Origin of the sequence: Nocardia huaxiensis, from assembly GCF_013744875.1 — a bacterium.
GTDB lineage: Bacteria > Actinomycetota > Actinomycetes > Mycobacteriales > Mycobacteriaceae > Nocardia > Nocardia huaxiensis.
Genome location: NZ_CP059399.1, coordinates 7,011,339 through 7,035,529 on the forward strand (window position 1 = coordinate 7,011,339; position 24,191 = coordinate 7,035,529).

General features: G+C 68.0%; 26 protein-coding genes and 1 pseudogene. 10 read left to right on the forward strand and 17 right to left on the reverse strand.

All coding sequences use genetic code 11. The features are described 5' to 3' along the window. Positions 1-10: 10 nt before the first annotated feature. The 3 genes and pseudogenes from H0264_RS31915 to mqo form a co-directional block, all read right to left on the reverse strand. A complete protein-coding gene (locus H0264_RS31915; protein ID WP_244976012.1) occupies positions 11-2,161 on the reverse strand; it encodes a VWA domain-containing protein in 2,151 nt (716 codons plus the stop codon). A gap of 267 nt (positions 2,162-2,428) precedes the next feature. Further along, positions 2,429-2,878, reverse strand: coding sequence for a GNAT family N-acetyltransferase (locus tag H0264_RS31920; protein WP_181580985.1), 450 nt, complete (start codon positions 2,876-2,878; stop codon positions 2,429-2,431). Between the two features lie 19 nt (positions 2,879-2,897). Further along, positions 2,898-4,457 (reverse strand): annotated as a pseudogene (mqo, locus tag H0264_RS31925) (malate dehydrogenase (quinone)); the annotation flags it as partial. A gap of 235 nt (positions 4,458-4,692) precedes the next feature. Between mqo and H0264_RS31930 the strand changes: the two are divergent. Next, on the forward strand, positions 4,693-5,631 hold the full coding sequence (locus H0264_RS31930) for an alpha/beta hydrolase (RefSeq protein WP_181585982.1): 939 nt from the start codon (positions 4,693-4,695) through the stop codon (positions 5,629-5,631). 63 nt (positions 5,632-5,694) lie between these two features. Here H0264_RS31930 and H0264_RS31935 read toward each other — a convergent pair whose 3' ends face one another. The 3 genes from H0264_RS31935 to map all read right to left on the reverse strand — a co-directional run bounded on the left by H0264_RS31935 (position 5,695) and on the right by map (position 8,953). Continuing rightward, on the reverse strand, positions 5,695-6,258 hold the full coding sequence (locus H0264_RS31935; RefSeq protein WP_181580986.1) for an alpha/beta fold hydrolase: 564 nt from the start codon (positions 6,256-6,258) through the stop codon (positions 5,695-5,697). 66 nt (positions 6,259-6,324) lie between these two features. Beyond that, the gene (locus tag H0264_RS31940) at positions 6,325-7,848 is read right to left on the reverse strand and encodes a cobyric acid synthase (protein WP_181580987.1); all 1,524 of its coding nucleotides are present in this window, start codon (positions 7,846-7,848) and stop codon (positions 6,325-6,327) included. Between the two features lie 241 nt (positions 7,849-8,089). Then, on the reverse strand, positions 8,090-8,953 hold the full coding sequence (gene map / locus H0264_RS31945; protein ID WP_181580988.1) for a type I methionyl aminopeptidase: 864 nt from the start codon (positions 8,951-8,953) through the stop codon (positions 8,090-8,092). Positions 8,954-9,108: 155 nt separating this feature from the next. On the opposite strand from map, the gene H0264_RS31950 reads away from it, so the two are divergent. Continuing rightward, positions 9,109-10,122, forward strand: a complete 1,014-nt coding sequence (locus tag H0264_RS31950) for an LLM class flavin-dependent oxidoreductase (RefSeq protein WP_181580989.1) — start codon at positions 9,109-9,111, stop codon at positions 10,120-10,122. Positions 10,123-10,184: 62 nt separating this feature from the next. Here the strand turns inward: H0264_RS31950 and H0264_RS31955 are convergent, their stop codons facing one another. Both H0264_RS31955 and H0264_RS31960 read right to left on the reverse strand, forming a co-directional pair. Beyond that, entirely contained in the window at positions 10,185-10,529 is a 345-nt protein-coding gene (locus H0264_RS31955; protein WP_181580990.1) for a hypothetical protein, read from the reverse strand. A 399-nt stretch (positions 10,530-10,928) separates the two neighbouring features. Continuing rightward, positions 10,929-11,585 carry an SDR family oxidoreductase gene (locus H0264_RS31960; protein WP_181580991.1) on the reverse strand — a complete coding sequence of 219 codons (657 nt, stop codon included), beginning with the start codon at positions 11,583-11,585 and terminating at the stop codon, positions 10,929-10,931. A 79-nt stretch (positions 11,586-11,664) separates the two neighbouring features. On the opposite strand from H0264_RS31960, the gene H0264_RS31965 reads away from it, so the two are divergent. After that, positions 11,665-12,576, forward strand: coding sequence for a LysR family transcriptional regulator (locus tag H0264_RS31965; protein ID WP_181580992.1), 912 nt, complete (start codon positions 11,665-11,667; stop codon positions 12,574-12,576). Here the strand turns inward: H0264_RS31965 and H0264_RS31970 are convergent. From H0264_RS31970 to H0264_RS31990, 5 genes are all read right to left on the reverse strand, one after another. Continuing rightward, entirely contained in the window at positions 12,573-12,782 is a 210-nt protein-coding gene (locus tag H0264_RS31970; RefSeq protein ID WP_181580993.1) for a hypothetical protein, read from the reverse strand. The genes H0264_RS31965 and H0264_RS31970 overlap by 4 nt on opposite strands. Before the next feature lie 62 nt (positions 12,783-12,844). After that, positions 12,845-13,102, reverse strand: a complete 258-nt coding sequence (locus tag H0264_RS31975; RefSeq protein WP_181580994.1) for a hypothetical protein — start codon at positions 13,100-13,102, stop codon at positions 12,845-12,847. Between the two features lie 20 nt (positions 13,103-13,122). Beyond that, on the reverse strand, positions 13,123-13,551 hold the full coding sequence (locus tag H0264_RS31980; RefSeq protein ID WP_181580995.1) for an arsenate reductase ArsC: 429 nt from the start codon (positions 13,549-13,551) through the stop codon (positions 13,123-13,125). 15 nt (positions 13,552-13,566) lie between these two features. After that, a complete protein-coding gene (locus H0264_RS31985; RefSeq protein WP_231084639.1) occupies positions 13,567-14,301 on the reverse strand; it encodes an MIP/aquaporin family protein in 735 nt (244 codons plus the stop codon). Then, on the reverse strand, positions 14,298-14,663 hold the full coding sequence (locus H0264_RS31990; RefSeq protein ID WP_181580996.1) for an ArsR/SmtB family transcription factor: 366 nt from the start codon (positions 14,661-14,663) through the stop codon (positions 14,298-14,300). The genes H0264_RS31985 and H0264_RS31990 overlap by 4 nt, the downstream gene beginning before the upstream one ends. Positions 14,664-14,773: 110 nt before the next feature. On the opposite strand from H0264_RS31990, the gene arsM reads away from it, so the two are divergent. Further along, positions 14,774-15,568 (forward strand): arsenite methyltransferase, encoded by a 795-nt coding sequence (gene arsM / locus H0264_RS31995; RefSeq protein WP_181580997.1) that lies wholly within the window; start codon positions 14,774-14,776, stop codon positions 15,566-15,568. Positions 15,569-15,739: 171 nt separating this feature from the next. Continuing rightward, the gene (locus H0264_RS32000; RefSeq protein ID WP_181580998.1) at positions 15,740-16,411 is read left to right on the forward strand and encodes an alpha/beta fold hydrolase; all 672 of its coding nucleotides are present in this window, start codon (positions 15,740-15,742) and stop codon (positions 16,409-16,411) included. Here H0264_RS32000 and H0264_RS32005 read toward each other — a convergent pair. The 4 genes from H0264_RS32005 to H0264_RS32020 form a co-directional block, all read right to left on the reverse strand. Then, positions 16,408-16,599, reverse strand: coding sequence for a DUF397 domain-containing protein (locus tag H0264_RS32005; RefSeq protein WP_181580999.1), 192 nt, complete (start codon positions 16,597-16,599; stop codon positions 16,408-16,410). The two genes, H0264_RS32000 and H0264_RS32005, sit on opposite strands and share 4 nt — an antisense overlap. Before the next feature lie 19 nt (positions 16,600-16,618). Next, positions 16,619-16,813: a DUF397 domain-containing protein gene (locus H0264_RS32010; RefSeq protein WP_181581000.1), complete on the reverse strand. Its 195-nt coding sequence runs from the start codon at positions 16,811-16,813 to the stop codon at positions 16,619-16,621. After that, complete coding sequence (locus H0264_RS32015; protein WP_181581001.1) at positions 16,810-17,688, reverse strand: helix-turn-helix domain-containing protein; 879 nt, start codon at positions 17,686-17,688, stop codon at positions 16,810-16,812. The genes H0264_RS32010 and H0264_RS32015 overlap by 4 nt, the downstream gene beginning before the upstream one ends. Before the next feature lie 550 nt (positions 17,689-18,238). After that, on the reverse strand, positions 18,239-18,985 hold the full coding sequence (locus H0264_RS32020; protein WP_181581002.1) for a GntR family transcriptional regulator: 747 nt from the start codon (positions 18,983-18,985) through the stop codon (positions 18,239-18,241). Between the two features lie 97 nt (positions 18,986-19,082). On the opposite strand from H0264_RS32020, the gene H0264_RS32025 reads away from it, so the two are divergent. The 5 genes from H0264_RS32025 to H0264_RS32045 all read left to right on the forward strand — a co-directional run bounded on the left by H0264_RS32025 (position 19,083) and on the right by H0264_RS32045 (position 24,191). Further along, entirely contained in the window at positions 19,083-20,198 is a 1,116-nt protein-coding gene (locus H0264_RS32025; RefSeq protein WP_181581003.1) for a TIGR03364 family FAD-dependent oxidoreductase, read from the forward strand. Between the two features lie 33 nt (positions 20,199-20,231). Beyond that, a complete protein-coding gene (locus H0264_RS32030) occupies positions 20,232-20,918 on the forward strand; it encodes a phosphonatase-like hydrolase (protein WP_181581004.1) in 687 nt (228 codons plus the stop codon). Between the two features lie 105 nt (positions 20,919-21,023). After that, on the forward strand, positions 21,024-22,088 hold the full coding sequence (locus tag H0264_RS32035) for a 2-aminoethylphosphonate ABC transporter substrate-binding protein (RefSeq protein ID WP_420832004.1): 1,065 nt from the start codon (positions 21,024-21,026) through the stop codon (positions 22,086-22,088). Positions 22,089-22,113: 25 nt separating this feature from the next. Then, positions 22,114-23,298 carry an ABC transporter ATP-binding protein gene (locus tag H0264_RS32040; protein WP_181581005.1) on the forward strand — a complete coding sequence of 395 codons (1,185 nt, stop codon included), beginning with the start codon at positions 22,114-22,116 and terminating at the stop codon, positions 23,296-23,298. After that, entirely contained in the window at positions 23,295-24,191 is an 897-nt protein-coding gene (locus tag H0264_RS32045; protein WP_181581006.1) for a 2-aminoethylphosphonate ABC transporter permease subunit, read from the forward strand. The genes H0264_RS32040 and H0264_RS32045 overlap by 4 nt, the downstream gene beginning before the upstream one ends.

A 24,191-nucleotide genomic window follows, 5' to 3' on the forward strand; every position in this document is an offset into this window, starting at 1 on the left:
CCCCGTGCGGTCAGGCGACGCGCGCGCCGCGCACCAGGCCGGCGACCGTTTCGCCGGTGAGTTCGGCCAAATGCAGGTAGCCGCCGCGCAATTCGCGGGCGAGGTCGCGGGCCAGGCCGAGGCGGATCATGCCGCGTTCGCAGTCGACGACCATCGCGGTGATGGCGTCGCGGGCCAGCAGGCGGGCGGCGGCGCGGGCGCGGGGCACCGGGTCGGTGCCGCCGGTGGCGCGGCCGTCGGTGAGCAACACCACCAGCGGGCGGCGCTGGGGGTCGCGGACCCGTTCCCGGGCGATCACCTCGCGGGCCTTCAGAAGCCCTTGGGCGAGCGGGGTTTTGCCGCCGGTGCGCATATCGGCGAGGCGGCGGACGGCGACGTCGATGGAGGAGGTCGGGGGCAGGACCAATTCGGCGTCCGCGCCGCGCATGCTGATCACCGCCACCTTGTCGCGGCTCTGGTAGGCGTCGCGCAGCAGGGCGACCACCGCGCCCGTGACGGCCGAAAGGCGGTCGCGGGCGGCCATGGAACCGGAGGCGTCGACCACGAAGACGACCAGATTGCCTTCGCGGCCTTCGCGGTACGCGCCGCGCAGGTCGGCGGGCTCGAAGTGGAGGGGGCCGGTCCGCCTGCCGCGGGCGTGCTGCTGTGGGGCGGCGGCGAAAATCGTTGCCAGCAGGTGCAATCCGGCCTTGGTGTCGTCGATGGCGCGGACCGTGCGGCCGTTGCGGGTGCGGGCGCGGGAGCGGCGGCCGGGCGCGCCCTCACCGACGCCGGGGACCTGCCAGCGCGGTGGTTTCATCGGCGACTGCGCGGGGGTTCCGGCGAGCCGCTCGCGCACGGGACGGCCGGGGCGATTCGCATCCTCGGACGCGTCACGGTCGGCATTGTCGGATGCCGAATTCCGGCTGTTTTCAAGGGGATCCGGACCATCCCACGGAGGGTCGGCAGCCGAGGCGTCCGAGCCGTCGCCGGGTGCGTCCGGTCCGTCCGCGCCGTCGGTCCCGTCGTTCGAAGGTGGCCGACCGGCAGGCGGATTCGAGTCGCCTGCCGGATCATGCTCCGGCGCGGCCGAATTGGGCCCGTCTACCGGTTCCTGCGGTCCCGCGTCGTCATCGTGCGGGACCGCTGAACCTTTTCCCAGGCTGTCACCGTCCTGGTCCGCGCGGGCGGCTTCCTCGGCGGCATTGCGCATGGCCTCGTCGAGTTGCTCCTGGCTGATGCCGGGTTCGTCGAAGGGGTCGCGCCTACGGCGGTGCGGGAGCGCGAGCTCGGCGGCCACCCGGACGTCCTCCTCGGCGACGGCGGGGCTGCCCCGCCAGGCGGCGTGTGCGGTGGCGGTGCGGGCCACGACCAGGTCGGCGCGCATGCCGTCGACGTCGAACGAGGCGCACAGGGCGGCGATTCGACGCAGTTCGGCATTGCTGAGCTCGATGTCGGCCACGTGATCGCGGGCGGTGAGGATGCGGTCGGCCACCTCGCGGTCGGCGGCGGCGTAGCGGGCGGCGAAGGCGGCGGGGTCGGCCTCGTAGTCGAGGCGGCGGCGCACCACGGCCATGCGGGTGTCGACTTCGCGGGAGGCGACCACGTCCACGGTGAGGCCGAAGCGATCGAGCAGCTGCGGGCGCAGCTCACCCTCTTCGGGATTCATGGTGCCGACGAGCACGAATCGAGCCGGATGCGAATGGGATACGCCATCGCGCTCGATGTGCACCCGCCCCATGGCTGCGGCGTCGAGCAGCACGTCGACAAGGTGATCGTGAAGCAGATTGACCTCGTCCACATACAGCACGCCGTGATGCGCCGCGGCCAGCAGTCCGGGCCGGAACGCCTGTTCCCCGTCCCGCAGCACGCGCTCCAGGTCCAGCGACCCCACCACACGGTCCTCAGTGGCCCCCACCGGCAGCTCTACCAGCCGAGCGGGCCGCGCCCCACTCTCATCCACCACCGGCGGCAACAATTGCGCCAGCGCCCGCACAACGGTCGATTTCGCGGTCCCCTTCTCCCCGCGCACCAGCACACCACCGATCCCGGGATGCACCGCGCACAGAATCAACGCCAACTGCAACCGCTCCTGCCCCACCACCGCGGAGAACGGGAACCCGGCCTCCTCGCCGGCGGTCACACGCTTGCTTTCGGAGTAAGCCACAGGGGAAACGGACACGGCCCCACTGTAAGCCCGCCCCACCCACCGGCCGCGACTGCCCTGCGCCAATCGCACTTGCGCCCCTGCCTGGCACCGGCCGATCGGACTTCCGCACCCGCGTACCGGCGCCTGGTTCGGCCGACATGCCCATCCCCGAACCCGCCGCCCGCTTCGACACCGACCATGCCTGCTACGGCCTCGTCCGCCGCGCGGCGGCACAGCGGGCTCCGGCCGGGGCGGGAAGAAAACGGTCCCGCAACCAACGTGGTTGCGGGACCGGAGTTTTCAGCCTCGGCGCATGGGGATGTGCGGGATGCCGTCTTCGATGTACTCCTCGCCGTCGACCTTGAAGCCGTGCTTGGTGTACATGTCGACCAGGTACGTCTGGGCATTCAAACGCACTGTGGCGGAACCGGCTTCGGCCAGGGCCGCCTGGAGGAGGCGGGTGGTGTAGCCGTGGCCGCGGGCGGGCGGGGTGGTGCACAGGCGGCCGATGCGGAAGGACTTCACGCCGTTGTCGTGTTCTTCGAGGAGGCGGAGTGTGCAGATCACTTCGCCTTCGTCGTCGAGCCAGAAGTGGCGGGTTTCAGGACCGAGGTCGAGACCATCCAGTTCCGGGTACGCGCACTTCTGCTCGACTACGAAAACCTCGACGCGAAGTTTCAACAGCTTGTACAGGGTCTCGGTGTCCAGATCCTGGGCCCATGACCTTTTGAGAGCAACCGTTGACATCATCGCGTCTTGCTATCACAACCTAGGCGTGTGAGGGAAGACCGGCGTGCTTCGGCGTGTTGGCGCCGTCCAGGTGGAGGGCCTTCTGCGACCAGTCCCAGACCTCCCGGTAGAGCGCCTGGTTCTCGGACAGCTTGACGCCCAGCGACGGCACCATTTCCCTGAGTTTCGGCTCCCAGGAACCGAATTCGCGCGGGAAGCACTTCTTCATGACGTCGAGCATGGCGCTCACGCAGGTGGACGCGCCCGGGGAGGCGCCGAGCAGACCGGCGATGGTGCCGTCCTCGGCGGCGACGACCGCGGTGCCCAGCTCGAGCACGCCGCCCATGCCCTTGCGGCGGATCATCTGCACGCGCTGGCCGGCGATGATCAGCTCCCAGTCGTGGCCGTCGGCGCGCGGAATGAACTCCTCCATGGCGTTCACGCGACCGGCCTGCGACTTGAGCAGCTCGGAGACCAGGTAGTTGACCAGACCCATCTCGGTCACGCCCACGCCGAGCATGGAGAACAGGTTGTTCGGCTTGACCGACTTGATGAGGTCGGTGAGCTTGCCGTCCTTGAGGAACTTCGGCGTCCAGCCCGCGTAGGGGCCGAACAGCAGGCCGCGGTCACCGTTGATGACGCGAGTGTCCAAGTGCGGCACCGACATCGGCGGCGCGCCGACGGCGGCCTTGCCGTACACCTTGGCCTCGTGCTGGGCGATGAGGTCCGGGTTGGTGCAGCGCAGGAACAGACCCGACACCGGGAAGCCGCCGAAGCCGGAGATCTCCTTGATGCCGGACTTCTGCAGCAGCGGCAGCGCGCCGCCGCCCGCGCCGACGAACACGAACTTGGCATTGAGCACGCGGGTCTTGCCGGTGCGCAGGTTGCGCACCTTCACCAGCCAGGAGCCGTCCGACTGCTTGGTCAGGTTCTTGACCTCGTGGCCGAAGGCGATATCGGCACCGGTGGAACCCAGGTAGGCCAGCAGTTCCTTGGTGAGCTCGCCGAAGTCGATGTCGGTGCCCGCCTCGGTCCAGTTCAGCGCGACCGGATCGGAGAAGTCGCGGCCCTTGGCCATCAAAGGCAGCCGACGCGAGAACTCGTCCTTGTCGGCGATGAACTCCATGCCCTCGAACAGCGGGTGCCGCGACAGCGCCTCATAGCGCTTGCGCAGGTACTCCACGTCCGCGGCGCCGTGCGTGAAGCTCACGTGCGGAATCGGGTTGATGAAGTTCGACGGGTTGCCCAGCACGCCGTGCTCGACGCCGTAGGACCAGAACTGGCGCGACACCTGGAAGCGCTCATTGATGTCGATGGCCTTGGTGATCTCCACCGAACCGTCGGCGTTCTGCGGCGTGTAGTTCAGCTCGCACAGCGCGGAGTGGCCGGTACCGGCGTTGTTCCACGGGTCGCTGCTCTCAGCGGAAGCGGCGTCGAGCCGCTCGAAAACGGTAATCGACCAATCCGGCTGCACCTGTCGGAGCAGGGCGCCGAGAGTGGCGCTCATGATGCCGGCACCGATGAGCACTACATCGGTCTTCTCAATCGTGGCAGCGTTCGGCACGGTATTGATCGACTTCCTTGTCTTATGTACGGCAACCCAGCGGCAGTTAGGTTACCCGTCGTTCACCTACGGCCAATTGTGCCCCTGCCCACGGAGAAATCCTGCAACGAGGCCCCCGAATGTGAGAGATACCTCCGCCACTGTGGAACGCGACGGCGGAGTTTAGATTGGGCATGTGACATCCGATACGTCCTCCAGCGCCCGATCGTCCGCCCCGACCCAGGCCGCCGGTACCTGGCAGCCGGATGTGCTGGGCACGGACTACCAGCAGATGACCTTGCCGCTCGGCCCGGATCCGGACGGTGAGGGCGACGCGTTCGCGACCCTGGTCCGATACTCCCCGGCCGAGCAGCCCGCGCCGACCAGTGCCGTGCTGTACGTGCACGGTTTCACCGACTACTTCTTCCAGGAACACCTGGCCCAGCACATGGCCGGGCAGGGGTACGCCTTCTATGCGCTGGACCTGCGCAAGTGCGGGCGTTCCACCCGGGCGGGCCAGACTCCGCACTACGTCAGCGATCTGGCGCTCTACGACGTGGAATTGAATCGCGCGCTGAAGATTCTGCGCGAGGAGACCGGGCTGCCGGTGCTCGTCATGGCGCACTCGACCGGCGGTCTGGTGACATCACTGTGGCTGAACCGGCTGCGGGCCACGGGCGGCGTTCGCGCGCAAGGGATTACGGGACTGATGCTGAACAGCCCGTGGTTCGACCTGCAGGGGCCGGGCTACTACCGCTCGGTCGGCACCGCGGTGCTGGAGGGTCTCGGGCGGCTCAAGGGTTTCGCCAAGATTCCGCTCGGCCTGTCCACCACGTACGGACACAGCCTGCACCACACCGGCGTCGGCGAATGGGATTACAACCTGGATTGGAAACCGTTGACCGGCTTCCCCGTTCACGCGGGCTGGCTGCGCGCCATCCGGCGCGGGCATCTGCGGCTGCATCAGGGTCTCGATATCGAGGTGCCGTCGCTGATCCTGCGGTCGAAGGTCACCAAGTTCATGCGGGAATACGGTCCGGCCGCCGACGTGTCGGATGTGGTGCTGGATGTGAAGCAGATTCAGCGCTGGTCGGGCTGTCTGGGCGGGCGCACCAATATCGTGCCGATCGAGGGCGCGCGCCACGATGTGTTCCTGTCGTCGGAGCAGCCGCGCAAGGAAGCCTTCGCCGAGCTCGACAACTGGCTGAAGTGGCTGGCCGCCTTCGAGTGAGCCGTGACATGAGAACGGCCGGAACCGATGGGTTCCGGCCGTTCTGCTTTTGTCAGGAGCAGGTCACCAGAAGCTGGTGCGCAGCACGATCTCCGTGGCGAGCTCATTGCCCGCCTCCGCCGCCACATCGGCGACATCGACCGAGACCAAACGGAATTCGCCGTAGACGTGGCGGCCCGAGGGTTCGGCCAGTTCGCGCGGGAAGCCCTTGGTGGCCAGCAGCGTGGCGGGGATCTCCACCGGCGGGCAGGCCGGATCGGCGATATCGCCGTTGACATCCGGGGTGGCCGGGTGGCCACGGCCCGCGACGATCACGCTCATGAACCGGCCGAAGCCGCGCGCGGCCAGCTGCCAGGCCAGTTCCGCGCCCGCGCCGCAGCCGACCAGATTGGCCCACGGCACCTTCAGCTGATCGAGAATGCCGAAGACCGCGGCGGTGTCCAGACCGTCCGCCGGTTCGATGACGATGGTGTGCAGGTCCGAGGTCTGCAAACGGGCGCAGACCTCGTCGTATACGTCGGCCGGATCGCCCGCATCGGGGAGCAGGAGCACGTGGTGCCGGGACTCAGGTCCGCCGACGCGCACGGTCCACGTGCGGTCACCGACCGTGATCCGCCGAGATTCCATAACGGCCAACGCTACACGGCCGTGGAGCGGCCCGGATCGGTGTCGGGTGGATTGGTGTGATCGCCATCACTTTCCGACGGTGAGGATGGGCAGACCGGCGGGTGCGCCGTGCGCGATGAGGTGGTCGAGGGCGGCCGGGTCGAGGTGCTTCTCCATGAGGTCGGCGAGCAGGTCGAGCTGGGCGGTGCGCACCTCGGCCACCGAGACATCCTCGGCGACAAGGAAATCCGCACGTCCGGCCTGGTTCGCGACCTCGCGCAGCCAGCTGCGGCGAAACTCGTCCGATTCCAACGCACCGTGCAGGTGGGTGCCCCAGATCGCTTGGCGCACACTGCCTTCGGATTCTCCGTCGAGTACGAGCCAGGGGTGATCGCCATTACGGCGCACGCGGCCATGATGAATCTCATAGCCGTGCACGGGGAGATCCATGTCATGTACGGCGTGACCGGAGGAGCGGCGCAGCACCTTGGGGTCGGCGAATTCGATGTCGAGGTCCAGCAGGCCCAAGCCGGGTACGGCGCCGGCGGTGGACTCGACCTCGTCGACGATGGTGCGGCCGAGCATCTGGTAGCCACCGCAGATGCCCAGGATCGGTCTTCCGGCGGCGGCGCGGGCCACAAGGGCGTCGGCGATTCCGGTGCGGCGCAACCACTCCAGGTCGCTGACGGTGGATTTGCTGCCCGGAAGCACCACCAGATCGGCGTCGGCCAGCCGTGACGGGTCACCCGCCCAGCGCACGGAAACGCCCGGCTCGCAGGCCAGGGCCTCCACATCGGTGGAGTTGGAGATGCGCGGCAGGCGGATGGCGGCCACGGTCAGCCAGTCCCGGCCCAGCGGCGGGCGCGAGCGGCCCACGGGGGCGTCGGCGACCGTGCCGAGCGAGTCCTCGGCATCGATCCAGAGATCTTCGGCGAAGGGCAGCACACCCAGCGTCGGACGGCCCGTGAGCTCGGCCAGCTGATCCAGCCCCGGCCGCAGCAGCTCCACATCACCGCGGAACTTGTTGATGATGTACCCCGAAATCAGTTGCTGGTCTTCGGGTTCCAGGATCGCGACGGTGCCGAACAAATGCGCCAGCACGCCCCCGCGATCAATGTCGCCGACGAGCAGCACCGGCAGATCCGCCGCCCGCGCCAGCCCCATATTCGCCAGATCCGTTGCCCGCAAATTGATCTCGGCAGGCGATCCCGCGCCCTCGCAGATCACCACATCGAATTCGGCCCGCAGCGAAGCCAATTCCGCGGCGACCACGGCCCGCAACTCCCGCCGATGCCGGAAGTAATCCTTCGCCCCGACGGTGTCCACCGCTTTCCCGCGCACGACAAGCTGTGAGCGCCGGTCACTTCCAGGCTTCAACAGCACCGGATTGAACCGCACGCTCGGCTCCAGACCACACGCCCGCGCCTGCAACGCCTGCGCCCGCCCGATCTCCCCACCGTCGAGCGTGACAACCGAGTTGTTGGACATGTTCTGCGCCTTGAACGGCGCAACCCGCACCCCGCGCCGCGCGAGCATCCGGCAAAGCCCCGCCACCACAACACTTTTGCCCGCGTCGGAGGTGGTGCCAGCCACCAGCAGGGCCCCCTTCACGGCTGCTCCCGCAAGGTTTCAGGGCCGAGTCGCCGACCTGCCGCCCCCGTGAGGGCTCGGAGACTGGGCCGCCAACCCGCCGCCCCAACAAGGGCTCGGAGACTGGGCCGCCAACCCGCCGCCCCAGCAAGGGCTCGAGAGCTGGGCCGCCGACCCGCTGCCCCTGTGGGGGTTTGGGGGCTTGGCCCCCAACTCTTTTCCTTCCGGGGGTGCGGGGGCGGAGCCACCGTGAGCCTGCTTGTCACGGCAGCGTGAGAATCTCCGCGCCCTCGTCGGTGACGACGAGAGTGTGCTCGAATTGCGCGGTCCACTTGCGGTCCTTGGTGACCACGGTCCAGCCGTCGTCCCAGATCTCGTAGTCGATGCCGCCCAGGTTGATCATGGGTTCGATGGTGAAGGTCATGCCCGGTTCGATGACGGATTCGACGGCGGGCTGGTCGTAGTGCAGGATCACCAGGCCGCTGTGGAAGGTGGGGCCCACGCCGTGGCCGGTGAAGTCGCGCACCACGCCGTAGCCGAAGCGGTTGGCGTAGGCCTCGATCACGCGGCCGATCACATTGAGCGCGCGGCCCGGCTTGACCGCCTTGATGGCGCGCATGGTGGCCTCTTCGGTGCGCTCGACCAGCAGCCGCACCTCTTCGTCCACGTCTCCGGCGAGGTAGGTCTTGTTGGTGTCGCCGTGTACGCCGTTGATGTAGGCGGTGACATCGATATTGACGATGTCACCGTCCTCGATGACGGTCGAGTCCGGGATGCCGTGGCAGATGACCTCGTTCAGCGAGGTGCAGCAGGATTTGGGAAATCCCTTGTAGCCCAGGGTCGACGGGTAGGCGCCGTGGTCGAGCATGTACTCGTGCGCGATGGCGTCGAGCTGATCGGTGGTGACGCCGGGCGCCACGGCCTTGCCGGCCTCTTCGAGGGCCTGCGCCGCGATCTTGCCCGCGATCCGCATCTTCTCGATGGTCTCGGCGGTCTGCACCCAGGGCTCGCGGCCCTCGTTGACCGTCTTCTTCCACACGTACTCGGGCCGCTCGATGTTTTTCGGCACCTCGCGAATGGGCGACTGCGTGCCGGGAACGAGGGGTTTGCGGGTGCGCACTGACATGCCCACCAGACTATCCGCCCGCGGCGGCGGTCTCTCGGGGGCTTCGCCGCGAACCTCCGGAACCCACACCGGGAATGTTTCCGGACTGCGGTCCGTTTATGCGACTGGTTGACTTGGAAACAAGCGTGAGAGCAGCACTGAGAGGGGCGCGAGCCGTGGAACTGGGTCTGACGACATTCGCCGAGGTACATCCGGTCGGAGGCGACGGGCCGGTGCCGACCGCCGGTGCGCGGCTGCGCCAGGTGGTCGAGGAAGCCGTGGCCACCGAACAGGCCGGGCTCGACGTCTACGGCGTGGGCGAACACCACCGCAAGGACTTCGCCGCCTCCTCCCCCGCCGTGGTGCTGGCGGCCATCGCCTCGCGCACCGAACGGATTCAGCTGACGAGCGCGGTGACCGTGCTCAGCTCCGCCGATCCGGTGCGCGCGTACCAGGATTTCGCCACACTCGACGGATTGTCCGGCGGGCGGGCCGAACTCATGGCCGGACGCGGCTCCTTCATCGAGTCGTTCCCGCTGTTCGGCTACGACCTGTCCGACTACGACGAGCTGTTCGAGGAGAAACTCGCACTCCTGCTGAAGATCCGGGAGAACGAGCCGGTCACCTGGTCCGGCAAGTTCCGCGCGCCACTGAACGACGTCGTGGTCTACCCGCGCACCGAGGACCGCCCGCTGCCGGTGTGGATCGCGGTCGGCGGCAGCCCCGAATCCGTCGTCCGCGCAGGGCTTCTGGGGCTCCCGCTGGCCATCGCCATCATCGGCGGCCAGCCCGCCCGCTTCAAGCCGCTGGTGGACCTCTACCACCGCGCCCTCGAACAGGGCGGCCACGAGAAGCAGCCGGTGGCGGTGCACGCGCACGGCTATGTGGCGGAAACGGATTCGCAAGCGGTCAACGACTTCTACAAGCCGTACGCGGCCGCCATGTCCGGCATCGGCCGCGAACGCGGGTGGGGCCCGATGACCCGCGAACAGTTCGACGCCCTTCGCTCGCAGAGCGGTTCGCTGTTCGTGGGCACTCCGGACTACGTGGCGGGCAAGATCGCCGACATCCGCGACACCCTCGGCCTGGACCGTTTCATGCTGCACACCAGCGTGGGCACCATCGAACACGAGAAGGTGCTGAACAACATTCGCCTGCTGGGTGAGAAGGTCGCGCCGCAGGTGCGGTGAGGCGAACACCGGCGAAGCCGTCCGGGCCGGTCGAGGACCGGCGCGGACGGTGCGCCTTCGGATCAGCTCTCGCCGCTCGGCTCTCCGGTCTTGCCGTCCCCGGCCGACGCGGCGCGTTCGGCGCGCTGTGCCTTGATATCGGCCTGCCACTTCTCGAAATCGGCTCGCATCGACTCGATCTGATGCTCGAGCGCATCCCGGGTGTCCGACCACCACTGCTGGGCGGCCTCACGCAGTTCCGCAGCAGTCTTCTCGAGTTCGCTTCCCTCATGCCCGAAAGCCGCTTGCACCTCCTCCCGCCGAGCCTGCAGGGCGGCGCGGTTCCTGTCCCGCGTCGCGGCGGAGGACTCCTCGAACTGCTTTACCCGGGCAGCCAGATCCAGCAGTGATTCCGACAACGGCTTCATGGTCGTGACCTCTCGAATTCTTCTATCCCCCAACGGGGTCCGTCATCCGACATCACCAAGACTGGCCTCCGCGCCCGCCCGGCCCCAGGGCAGAACGTCCTCTGATTCAGGTGCCTCCGTCCGCGAGAGTCCGGACGTTCGGCAGCACCGTGGGCCGCGCCGCGCCGCGCCGTCGACCGGGGTGAGCTACCCGCCGACCTGAATCTCGAACTGGCCCTGGACTTCCTGTTCGCGCCCATACATGTTGTGGCTGAGCGGGCACCCAACTGAGGATCGCCAGCACACGCATGCCCGCCGCGTGTGCGGAGCGGATGCCGGCCGACGATCAACCGATAGCCGGCCTTCGAGGCGGCACCGCCGTGCCGCCCCGATCACCAACGGGTTTTCGGCCTGCGGTTCTCATGCGAGCCGTGCGCCTCCGTCGACGTGCAGGGTGGTGCCGGTGAGGAAAGGATTGGTCAGGGCCAGCAGGGCTGCGGAGGAAATGTCGGACGGGGTGCCGACACGGCGGGCCGGATTGCTCGCTGCGATGGTCCGGAAGAACGAGTCCTTTCCCGGGCCGTCCCATACGCCCGAATCAATGATGCCGGGTGAGAGCGCGTTGACGCGGACCGGCGCGAGTTCGACCGCCAGTGCTTCGGCCAGTGCCGCGGCGGCGGCGTTGGTGGCTGCCATGACCGTCCGGCCCGGAGCCGGTCGCCAGGCGGCGACACCGGAGAACAGCAGGAATGCGCCGCCCGCACGGAATCTCGGGGCGAAATGCTTGGCGAGCAGGATCGGGCCGATCACCTTGGCGTCGAAGGCGCGGTGCACGGCCTCACGCTCCAGTTCGGTGACCGGGCCATTGGCGTGGTCGGCGGCCAGCGAGACCAGGTAGTCCAGCTCACCGACCCGGTCGGCCAGTGCGCGGATGGTCCCCTCGTCCGTCAGATCCACCTCCGGTCGGCCCACCGAAATCACGTGTGCGCCTTGCTGTGTCGCATCCTCGGCGATCCGGCGGGCAATGCCGGAGCCGGCGCCGATGATCACCATTGTCTTGTCTCGCAGTGTTGTCATGCCCGGTTCAGCGTCGCCTCCCGCCGGGATCATCCCTTCGTGAACCGAATCTTTTCGATAATTGCCATAGAATTTGCGAATGCCGACGCTGCGCGCCCTCGAATGCCTGATCGCTGTGCTGGATGCCGGGTCGATCACCGACGCGGCCGCGGCCCTGCACATGTCGCAGCCCGCGCTGTCCCATCAGCTCGCGGCACTCGAGCGGGAGATAGGCGCGCCCGTGGTGGAGCGGCTGCCGCGTGGCGTGCGCGCCACCGCGGTCGGGCGCGCCGTCGAAGCCGATGCCCGCGCGGCCCTGTCCGCCGCCGACCGCGTGATCGGCGGCGGACGCGCGGCCGCGCGCGGCGACAGCGGTCAGCTGCGCCTGGCCTGCGCGGAAAGCCTGACCGCGAGTCTGCTCGCTCCCGTGCTGCGGACGTGGCTGCGTCGGCATCCCGGCCTCGAGGTGCGGCTCACCGAGGCGGTGAGCGCCGACGACCTCGTGCGCCATATCGAATCCGGTTGCGCGGACCTGGCTTTCGGTCCACGCCCGTCCCGCTGGTCCGGCGCCGCCGAGCGCATCGGCCTCGAGGAAGTCGTCGCGGTCCTCTCGAACGGCCACCCCCTGGCCGACCGCGACCATCTCACCTTCGCCGATCTGCGGGACCACCCGCTGGTCCACTACCACCCCGACAACGGCCTGTCCGCGTGGCTCGACACCGAAGCCGCCCGCCACGGCACCACCCTCACACCTGTCATGCGAACCCGTCAGGCCGCCACCGCGGCCCAGCTCGCCGCCGCCGGGCTCGGCATCGCCCTGGTCCCCACCACGGCCCTCACCAGCGGACTCTCCGCCACCCTGAAACGCCTGCGCCCCACCCTGTCCCGCGACCTGGTCTGCCTCATCGGCACCCCGGCCGACCCCCTGGTCCGTCGCTTCACCGCGGACATCATCAAACGCGGAGTCCCCCAATCCCCCTCCGCCAAAACACAACTCGACGCCCGCCGCTAGATCAGCTCGACTTCGTCGAATCCGACGGTGAAGCTGTGCCGCCGCTCGCGCAGCACATTGCCCTCCCGATGCACGGTCCCCTCCCGGAAATCGATCCGCAAGGTCTCACGGCGCACATCGACCTCCCGCACCACCGCACAAATCCCGCTGAACGGCCCCTCCGGGAAATGTACGACGTCACCTGGTCCGAAATCCGTAACTTCCACGGCGCCAGGCTAATCCACCACAGCAGCCTGCACAGCCCAGCCGGTCCACACTGCACGGCCCCTCAGACCCAGGCGTCCAGCCACTCCCAGTCCCCGGGCTGCCCCCGCAGCCGGTCCAGCGCCTTCGTGAGGCCATCCCCGAGGGTGCGCGCATCCACGCGAATGGTGTTGGCGGGGTGCAGGAGCGGACCCGACAGGAACAGAGTCCACTGTGGCCGGCCCGCACGAAGGCGTTCCACATCGACTCGCACCAGCATGGCGACGCCGACCTCCGCGAGCCGATCCATCAACAGCTCCAGATCGGCCGTGTGGGTCCACATGGGGAAAGCGTATTGCTTCGCTACTTCCCAGAGGTGGTTGTCGGGGTCGGCGTGAGTTCGTCGAGCAGGGCGCGAACGTGGTGTTCGATGTCGTCGCGGATGCGGCGGACGGTGTCGAGGGTTTGGCCTGCGGGGTCGTCGAGCTTCCAGTCGCGGTAGGTGACGCCGGGGAAGTAGGGGCAGGTGTCGCCGCAGCCCATGGTGATGACGACGGTGGAGGTTTCGACGGTGTCGGGGGTGAGGAGCTTGGGAGTTTGCGTGGTGATGTCGATGCCGATTTCTCGCATGGCTTCGATGGCCATGGGGTTGAGGGTGCCGGCGGGGGCGGTACCGGCGGAGCGGACTTCCACCGCGTCCCCGGCGAGATGGGCGAGGAAGCCCTGGGCCATTTGGGAGCGGCCGGCGTTGTGCACGCAGACGAAGAGGACGCTCGGCTTCTGGGATGACATGGCGGGGGCGACCTTTCAGTCCTCGGCGGGGGCGTGCTGGACGACGATATCGTCCGCTGCGGCAGGGCTGGGGTAGAAGACGGTGATCAGAATGAAGCCGATGATCGCGCCCAGCAGTTGGGCGGCGATGAAGGCGGGGGCGGAGGCGGGGGCGATTCCGGCGAAGGTGTCGGTGAAGACGCGGCCGACGGTGACAGCCGGGTTGGCGAAGCTGGTGGAGCTGGTGAACCAGTAGGCGGCGCCGATCCAGGCCGCCACCGCGATCGGAGCGAGGGTGGTGCGGGCGGTGCGGGCCAGGGCGAAGATGATCGCGATCAAGCCCGCGGTGGCGACGACTTCGCCGATGAGGTGGCCTGTGGTGACGCGGTCGTGGGTGGAGACCTGTGCGGCGGGCAGGTCGAACATGAGGTTGGCCAGGATCGCGCCGCTGATCGCGCCCACGGATTGGGCCGAGATGTAGGCGGCCACTTCGATTCCGGGCAGGCCGGTGCGGGTGCTGCGGCCCGCCCACCAATCGGCCAGGGAGACAGCGGGATTGAAGTGTGCGCCGGAGATCGGGCCGAACATCAGGATGAGGACGGCGAGGCCGAAGACGGTCGCGGTGGAGTTCTCCAGCAGCTGCAAGCCGGTGTCGGTGGAGGAAAGCTGCTGGGCGGCAATGCCGGAGCCGACGACGATCGCGACCAGTGCACCGGTACCCAGGAATTCGGCGGCCATTCGCCGCGGCAGCGACGGCATCGGGACGCTCATGCGGGGGCGGTGGTCGCGGCGGCAGGGACCAGAACGTCGGAAAGACGTTGCAGCGCTTGCGGTATTACACGGTAGTACACCCAGGTGCCGCGGCGTTCCGAGGTGAGCAGCCCGGCCTCGCGGAGCACCTTCAGGTGGTGGGAGATGGTCGGCTGCGACAGGTCGAAGGCCGGGGTCAGCTCGCAGACGCATACTTCCTCGCCGCCCGCGGCGGCGATCATCGACAGCAGGCGCAGCCGGGCCGGATCGGCGAGTGCTTTGAACGCCGACGCCAACCCGGCCGCGGTATCCGGGTCCAGCGGGGAGGACAGCGTCGCGCAGCAGTCTGCGGTCGCGATCAGCGGTAGTTCCTGTTTCGACACATGTCTATATTGACAGAGGTCTAATCATCGCGCCACACTGTGCATCGATACTCATCAATACAACCCGGTGGGGCCGCCTGCCGCCGGGATCTCGAGAGGGAGCGCCTCCCATGTCCGAGCACAACGAACTGCGTGAGACCGTCCGCGCCCGCTACGCCGCCACCGCTGTCGCGGTCACCCAGGGTGAACCGGCCCGGGACCGTTGCGGCACCGACTGCTGCACCACCGGCGCGGTCGAGGTCGACGAGAATTTCGGGGCCGGCCTCTACGCCGCCGACGACCGTGATCAACTGCCCGTGCAGGCCGTGGCCGCCTCGCTCGGCTGCGGCAACCCGACCGCCGTCGCCGATCTGCATGAAGGCGAACGGGTGCTGGACCTCGGCTCGGGCGGGGGCATCGACGTCCTGCTGTCCGCTCGACGGGTCGGGGCGACCGGGAAGGCGTACGGGGTGGATATGACCGACGAGATGCTCGACCTCGCCCGCGCCAATGCCGCCAAGGCCGGTGTCGCCAATGTCGAGTTCGTGAAGGGCACGATCGAGTCGATCCCGCTACCGGACAACTCGATCGATGTGGTGATCTCCAACTGCGTGATCAACCTGTCCACCGACAAGCCCGCCGTCTTCACCGAAATGGCGCGAGTGCTGGTGCCCGGCGGACGGATCGGCATCGCCGATGTGGTCGCCGACGACGCGCTCTCCACCGAGCAGCGCGGCGAACGCGGCGACTACGTCGGCTGCATAGCCGGAGCCCTCTCCTTCACCGAATACCGAAACCACCTGGAGGCAGCCGGATTCCAGAACATCGAGATCACCGCGACCCATACCGTCGCCGACGGCATGCACTCGGCGATCGTCAAGGCGACCACCCCCGCCGCCTGCTGCGGCAGCGACTGCTGCGCGTAGCCGATCCGGCCTCAGCCAACACTATCGGGTCGATTCCCGCCGAAATGGCAGAGCACCGAGGATATGTGTGGCTTGAGGCCGGTCCTGGTGCAGCACAGGAGGTTTGGACCCGGGTGGGATAGGTTGTGGAGTCGGCGCAGCGCCATGGGTTCAGAGCTCGAGGAGATGACGGTGACGACGTTCGTACTGGTGCCCGGAGTGTTTCACGGTGGGTGGTGGTTCGAGCCGCTGGCTCGAGAGCTTCGGGCGCAGGGGCATGAGGCGTACGCCGTGAGTTTGACCGGGCTCGGGGATCGGGTGCATCTCGCGAGCGCGGGCGTCAACCTCGACACCCATGTCGCGGATGTGGTGTCCGTACTCGAGAGCAATGACCTGTCCGATGTGGTGCTGGTGGGCCACAGCTCCGGCGGAATGTCGATCACCGGGGCCGCCGACGCTGTGCCGCACCGGATTTCGGGACTGGTCTACCTGGACGCGTTCGTACCGCGTGACGGTGATTCGGTGTGGAGCATGAGCCCGCCGTTCTGGCGGGACCAGTACCTCTCCGACGTGGCCGAGGACGGCTTCTCCATGCAGCCGCCCAAGTTCCTCACCGAAACCCGCGTCACCGCACAACCTCTGGCGTCCATGCTGCAAGCGATCCGGCTGACCGGAACCCTGGATCAGATCCCCCGCAAGCACTACCTGTTCATGACCGGCTACCCCGAAACCCCGTTCACCCGGTTCTACGACCGCCTGCTCCGGGACCCCTCCTGGACCGTGCACACCCTGCCGCACGGCCACAACGTCATGGCCGAAGCCTTCGACGAGGTGCTGAAACTCGTACTGTCCGCCGCGAGCTAGCGCCGCCAGATCCCACTGCGGATGAAGGCATCCCACTCCCCCTGCGGAAACCACAGTTCAGGGCCGTGGCCACGATCCTTGGAGTCACGAACGCCCACCCGGTGCCCGAAATAGATTTCCACGCATTCGTTCGCGGCTGCTGACCTGCTGGACTTGAACCATATGCGGTCCGGCCGTGTCGCACTCACGTCGCCTTCTCCAGGCCGACTAGAGGGCTCGCCAGATCCCGCTGCGAATGAAGGCGTCCCACTCCCCCTCCGGGAACCACAGCTCCGGCCCCCGGCCAAGATCCTTGGAGTCGCGGACGCCGGTCCGGCCCTCGGCGTGGTAGACCTCTACGCACTGCTTGCCGACGTCTGATCTGCTGGACTTGTACCACTGGCCGCGGACCGGTTTCCTCATGTCGCGTACTCCTTGGCGATTCGAAGCACCATGTCCCTGGTGCCCGCTTCTGTCAACGCTACAGCCCGGAGCCCTTCGATCGCCCGTAGATAATGATCGACTTCGGCCTGGTCCTCATGGAAGGTGCTTCCGATCGCGCCTTCCGCGTAGATCACCGAAGGCAAGGTCATTCCGCTTGCGCCTGTGGGAAACTGGAGCAGCGTGAACGTCTGAATAGTCAGGCCGGGGTGGGGGCCGACGGAGAATGGTATGCCGTAGACGCTGACGTTCTCGTATTCGCTCACCTCCGCAATCCATTGCAGCTGAGCCCGCATCATCGACGGTGCGCCGGGCCGGTGGCGCAGTACCGCCTCGGACAAGAAGGCTTCGAACCGAAATCCGCTCTCGCCCAAGCGAGCCTGCCGGTGCGCGGCGAGTACGAGGCGGCGCTGCATATCGACGGCCGACAGGTCGGGATTGTCGATTCGGTCAACGGAACGGCGGTAATCGGCGGTTTGCAGGAGGCCCGGAATAACAACCGGTTGGTGCGCAATGATGTGATCGGCGGCTCCTTCGAGACGCAGGAATTTCGGAAAGTTCGGGGCCACCTGATCGGAGTAGGCTTTCCAGAACCCTTTCGAATTCCCTTGCGCCTTGGTGACCTTGTCCTGCTCCCGGATCTCGGACCAGAGCCTGAGCGCCTCCGCCCGCTCTTCGGGAGTGACCTCGTAGAAGTCCAGAAGGCTTACCAGCTGCGGCGTTGTCATCCGCGTCGGGCTGCCCTCTTCCATCCGCATGAGCACGAACCTGGTGACCTCGAGATGCGCCGCCGCCCGCGACAGAGCACTTCGCGGAGCGCGTTTGCGCAGATGCTGCATGAAATTGCCAAAGTCCATGCGGGACACTGTCAATCCGGCCATTCGTTAGCCTCCCTATTAGGAGAGCGTCGTCTACGCACATGTGCGTATCGCACTCCAATGTTATTCGGGGCGAATGTATTACCGGACTGCTGTGGCGGTGTCTACTTACTTCACCAGGCGGCGACCGGCGCGCAGCCGCCGCTCTGGCATCAAATGAAACCGACCGGGAGATGCCAAATGTCGTGGGAGATATGGGCGCTCGTAACGCTCGATGGGCTGTGCGCCGCTATAGCCGTGTGGGGCTTCAGTGGGGACCGCCGCAAGTGGCGGTATCAGGGGAAGCATCGGGCCAGGAGGGATGTCTGATGGTGTTCACAGTGTCGCGGGTCAAGCATGAGCGATTTCCGGAGGATTGCGATTCACTGCGGCATTCCCGCACCGTTCAGGCATTGATGTACCCGCATTTGAGATGTGTTGCGGGGGACGGGATAACGACCGAACGGTGTGGGGCGCGGAAGCAGTTGACGGCGGCCGCGCTGGCCCAAGGGTGGGCGTGGGTGCGGGAAGCGCCCTACGCCGCACCGGATTAGGGGGTCGGCTCGTCGCGCAGGCCGGCCTGGAAGGCGATGCGGTCGCCACGGTAGAGGGAGCGGACGCGTTCCACCGGGCGGTCGTCGATGTCGACGCTGCGGCGGTGGAGCAGCAGCATCGGGAGGGCGGTCGTGCATTCGAGCAGGGCCGCCTCCCGAGGGGAGGCGAGGACGGTTTCTATGCGTTCGGTGGCCGCGGCGTACACCACGCCGGTGGCGCGGACCGCCGCGTAGAGGGAGGTGGTGGGGTCGTAGGTTTCACGGAGGGTGGCGAAACGGTCCAGGGGCATGAAAGTGCTTTCCAGGCCGATGCGTTCGCCGTCCGCGAGCAGGATGCGTTCCAGATGCATGACCGGGGTGTCGGGGTCGACGCCGAGATCGCGGGCGGTATCCGGGTCGGCGGGGACGTCGGACCAGTCGACCAGGAGGCGGCCGGGCGTGCGGCCGAACTTCAGCGCACCCTCGGTGTAGGAGCGTAAGGACAAGGGCTGCACCATTTTCGGGCGCGAGACCACGGTGCCGCGACCCTGACGGCGAATCCGGCCCTCCACCAGCAGTTCTCGCAGCGCCTGCCGCACGGTTTCGCGGGCCACGCCGCAGCGCAACGCCAGTTCGCGCTCCGACGGCAGCGGGTCGCCCTCCCCCAGTTGGCCGAGCAGGGCTTCGAGTTCCGCGCGCACCCGATACGACTTGGGCATGCGGTTCGTGGAGGCGCCCACCCCTGCGACATCCGTTGTGTCCATGCCGCTCAGCCTACATGAGATTGGTCTATACCAATTATTAACCTGCTGTTTGCACACGAAACACTCGTAGGTCTAGACCATTGTTCACGATGGGTCCATGCGATTGGTCATCATCGGAGGCGGAATCCTCGGCACCGCCCACGCCCTCGCGGCGATCGGGCGCGGACACGACGTCGTACACCTGGAGCGCGAGGCCGAGGCCCGCGGCGCCACCGTCCGCAACTTCGGCCTGGTGTGGGTGTCGGGGCGCAGCGCCACCGAACTCGAGATCACGCTGCGGTCCCGGCAGCTGTGGGAGGAGATCGGCGGCAAGGTGCCGGGCGTCGGCTTCCGGCCCGCCGGATCCATGACGCTGGTGCGCACCGAGGCCGAACTCGCCGTCGCCGAGGCCGCCGTGCGCAGCGCGTCGGCCGCCGAGCGCGGGTTCGAACTGCTGGATCCCGAGCGGGTGCGCGCGATCAACCCCGCCCTGCGCGGCAAATTCCTTGCCGGACTGCACTGTTCGAAGGACGCGGCGGTGGAGTCGCGCCAGGCGCTGCCCGCGCTGCGCCGCTATATGGAGGCCACCGGACGCTACACCTTCTTCGCCGGCACCGAGGCCCGGACCATCACCGGCACAGCGGTTTTCGACGATCACGGCCGCCGCCACGACGGCGATCTGGTGCTCGTCTGCCCGGGTGCGGCACACGCCGGATTCACCCGCGAACTCGTCGGCGAACTCCCGGTCCGCCGGGTGCGGTTGCAGATGATGCAGACCGCCCCGCTGGGCGAACCGCTCACCACCGCCGTCGCCGACGGCGACAGCTTCCGCTACTACCCGGCCTTCCGGGGCGCGGAACTGGATCGGCTGAATCTCGAAGAGGCGCAACCCTTCACGGCCGCACAGCACAAGATGCAGCTGCTGTGCGTGCAGCGGCTGCACGGCGGGCTCACCATCGGCGACACCCACGAATACGACGAGCCGTTCAACTTCGATGTGGACGAGGCCCCCTACGAGCACCTCACCGCCGTCGCGGAGGAACTGCTCGGGCGCAAGCTGCCGACCGTCGTGCGGCGCTGGGCCGGCGTGTACAGCCAGAGCATCGATCCGGGCGCCATCGTGACCCGCGCGCAGGCCGCCGACAACGTCTGGGTGATCACCGGGCCGGGCGGACGCGGCATGACCCTGGGTCCCGCACTCGGCGAGGAAACCGCCGACCTGCTCTCGCTGTGAGCCCCAATCCCTAGTTCGAGGAGACGTATCACCTTGTCCGACAAGAAGATCGAACTGGCCGTCCTGGACATGGCGGGCACCACCGTGGCCGACGGCGGGCTGGTGCTGCGCGCCTTCGAGGAGGCCGCCACCGCCGCCGGGATTCCCCCCGAAGGCACCGAACGCGAGGGCGCGCGGCAGTACGTCATCGACACCATGGGGCAGTCCAAGATCGTCGTCTTCCGGGCGCTGCTCGGCGACGAGGACCGGGCGCAGCTGGCCAATCGCGCCTTCGAAGCCGCCTACGACGAATTCGCCGCCACCGCCGTCGCCCCGATTCCCGGTGCGGCCGAAGCGATCACGGCCCTGCGGGCGGCCGGCGTCAAGGTGGCGCTGACCACCGGATTCAGCCGCGCCACCCAGGACAAGCTGCTGAACGCACTGGGCTGGAACGATATCGCCGATCTCACCCTTTCGCCCGCGGACGCCGGGCGCGGCCGCCCCTACCCGGACATGGTGCTGACCGCGCTGCTGCGCCTCGGCATCGACGCCGTGGATCAGGTTGCGGTGCTGGGCGATACGGCCAGCGATATCGCCACCGGGCTGGCCGCCGGCGCGCGGATCGTCGCGGGCACGCTCACCGGCGCGCACGACGAACAGCAGCTGCGTGCGGCCGGGGCCACCCACGTCGTTCCCTCCATCACCGAATTCGCCCAGCTGCTGCTGGCCGAACGTGGCTGACCCACACCAGATTTCCGCCGCCCCGGCACCTCCGCGCCGGGGCGGCGGGATACCCGCACCGTCCCTTCGGCTTGCCTACCCAACGAACTGAAAGTTGCAGTCACCGTGCGTAATCAGAACAACCGCCTCGCACGCACCATCGCCCGGACCGCCCTGATCCTCACCTCCGCCACCGCCGTCGCGTTCAGCCTCACCGCCTGCGGCGGCACCGGCACCGAGTCCACCGATGGACAGACCGTCACCGTCTACTCCGCCGACGGTGTCGGCGACTGGTACAAGACCCAGTTCGCCAAGTTCAAGGAGCAGACCGGCATCGCGGTCAACCTGGTCGAAGCCGGCTCCGGCGAGGTCGTCAACCGGGTGGAGAAGGAACAGTCCAACCCGCAGGCCGACGTGATCGTCACGCTGCCGCCGTTCATGCAGAAGGCCGAGAAGAGCGGACTGCTGCAGAAGAGCGGCGTCGACTTCAGCGGCGTGCCCGCCACCGACAAGGACACCGACGGCGACTGGGTGTCGCTGGCGGGCAACTACCTGTGCTTCATCGCCAACCCGTCGGTCGACGCCGCCAAACTCACCTGGGACGACCTGCTGAAGCCGGAGTACCAGGGCAAGATCCAGTACTCCACCCCCGGCCAGGCCGGTGACGGCACCGCGGTGCTCATCCTGCTGCACCAGCTCTACGGCAAGCAGGGCGCGCTGGACTACCTGACCAAGCTGCAGGTCAACAATGTCGGGCCGTCCTCCTCGACCGGCAAGCTGCAGGCCAAGGTGGACAAGGGCGAGATCCTCATCGCCAATGGCGACATTCAGATGAACCTGGCCAATATCAAGGAGAAGGGGTCCAAGTTCAATCTCTTCTTCCCGGCCGAAACCGGCGGCAAGCAGTCCACCGTCGCGCTGCCGTACCTGATGGGGCTGGCCAAGGGCGCGCCGCATTCGGAGGCCGCCAAGAAGCTCATGGGCTTCCTGCTCTCGGCCGAGGCGCAGAAGACGCTGGTCGACGCCATGGCCGTGCCCGCGCGTGAGGACGTGCGCAACACCCCGGTCCCCGGCGGCACCAGCCCGGCCGCGCTGATCAAGAACGTCACCGTCGTGCATCCCGACTGGAACGCGGTCCTCACCGACCTCGACGCCGATGTGGCCGCCTACAACAAGGCCACCGGCAGCTAACCCCCGAAGACCAGGAGCAGCAACCATGTCCTCCGCGTTGACGACCACCACGGCGACGGAAACCACCGCCGCCGAACCGGCCATAGTGTTCGACCGGGTCGGGGTCAGCTACGGCCGCGGCCGCAAAACCACTGTCGCACTGGCCGATTTCAACCTGCGCGTCGCCGCGGGGGAAACGGTTGCCCTGCTCGGCCCCAGCGGCTCCGGCAAGTCCACCGCGCTCAAGGCCCTGGCCGGATTCGTCCGGCCCACCTCGGGCGCGGTGCGGCTGGCCGGGCGCGACGTCACCGACCTCTCCCCCGCCAAGCGCGGGATCGGAGTGGTCGTGCAGTCCTACGCGCTGTTCCCGCATATGCGGGTGCACGACAATGTGGCCTTCGGATTGAAGGCACATCGGGTGCCGCGCAACGAGATCGGCGACCGGGTCGCCGAGGCGCTCGAGATGGTGGGGATGGGTTCCTACGCCAAGCGACTGCCCCGCGAGCTGTCCGGCGGGCAGCAGCAGCGAGTGGCGATCGCGCGGGCGCTGGCCATCCGGCCGAAGGTGCTGCTGCTCGACGAGCCCCTCGCCGCGCTGGACGCCCAACTACGGCAATCCATGCTCGGCGAACTCCAGCAGCTGCGAAAAGCCTTGCCGGACACCGCGATGCTGTACGTCACCCACGACCAGGCCGAAGCGCTGGCGCTGGCCGACCGGATCGCCGTCATGCGCGATGCCCGCCTGGTCGACATCGACACCGCCCACAACCTGTGGCAGCGGCCCTCCACCGATTTCACCGCCGCCTTCCTCGGCGGCGCGAACCTGCTGCCCTGCACCGTGAATCACGTCTCCGGCACGGCAGCCCTGGTCACCGCCGGTGAGCACACCCTGCGCGCCGAAGCCCCCGCCCCCGGCGTCACCCGCCCCGACTGGACCCCCAATGCCGCCGCGCAACTGTGCGTCCGGCCGCACACCGTGCGCATCGTGCCCCTCACCGAACGAGATGCCCTGCGCGGCACCGTGATCACCAGCGTCTGGAAGGGCGCTTCCACCCGCCTGCACCTGGACATCACCGGCCTCCCCGTGGAGATCACCGCCGACGTCCCCGGCCACAGCGAACTCACCCCCGGCGACCACGTCGGCGTCCGCTTCCCCGACCCCGCCGGCGTCCTCATCCCCCCGGCCCCCGGAAGCGATTCCGCCGCAGCCGAACCCGAGGTGCGCGCATGACCGCGCTGCTCGAATCCGCCGCTCCCCCTGGCGAACCCGCACCCGTCGAGCCGCGGCGGTCGTGGCAGCCGGTGTTGTGGACACTGCCGCCGGTGCTGGTGGTCGTTCTCATTGCCGTGTATCCGATTTCGCGGGTGCTGTGGGAGTCGACCGAGACGAAGTCGGGTGGGCGGGGCACGGAGACGTGGACTCAGGTTCTCGGGTCGGAGTCGTTCCGGAATGCCTTGTGGCGCACCGTGATGATCGCGGCGTCGTCCACACTGGGATGCCTGGTGCTGGGGACGTTTCTGGCGATCGTGCTGGCGTTCGTGCCGTTTCCGGGGTCGGGGGTGGTGGGGCGGCTCATCGATACCGTGCTCACGCTGCCGTCTTTTCTTGTGACACTGGCCTTTACCTTCCTGTACGGGACGGCCGGGGCGGTGAACGCGCTCATCGGGGAGATCACCGGCAGCACGGAACCGGCGCTGAACTACCTGTCGACGCCGTGGGGCGTCATTCTCGCGGAGATCACCTTCTTCACGCCGTTCGTGGTGCGGCCGCTGCTGGCGGCGTTCGCGCAGCTGCCCCGCGAACAACTGGATGTGGCCTCGAGTCTCGGGGCCTCACCCTGGCGGGTGCTCGGCCAGGTTGTGCTGCCGGAAGCCTGGCCGGCGCTCGCCGCGGGCGGCAGCCTCGTACTGCTGTTGACGCTCAACGAGTTCGGGATCGTGCTGTTCACCGGCGCGAAGGGTGTGATCACCCTGCCCGCGCTCATCTACACGCGCGGCATCGTGACCTTCGACCTGCCCGGCGCTGCGGTGCTGGCCACCGTGCAGGTGCTGCTGTCGCTGACCCTCTATATCGGTTACCGCCTGGTCTTCGCTCGCCTGACCAGCGCCCGGAAGGAGAGCTGA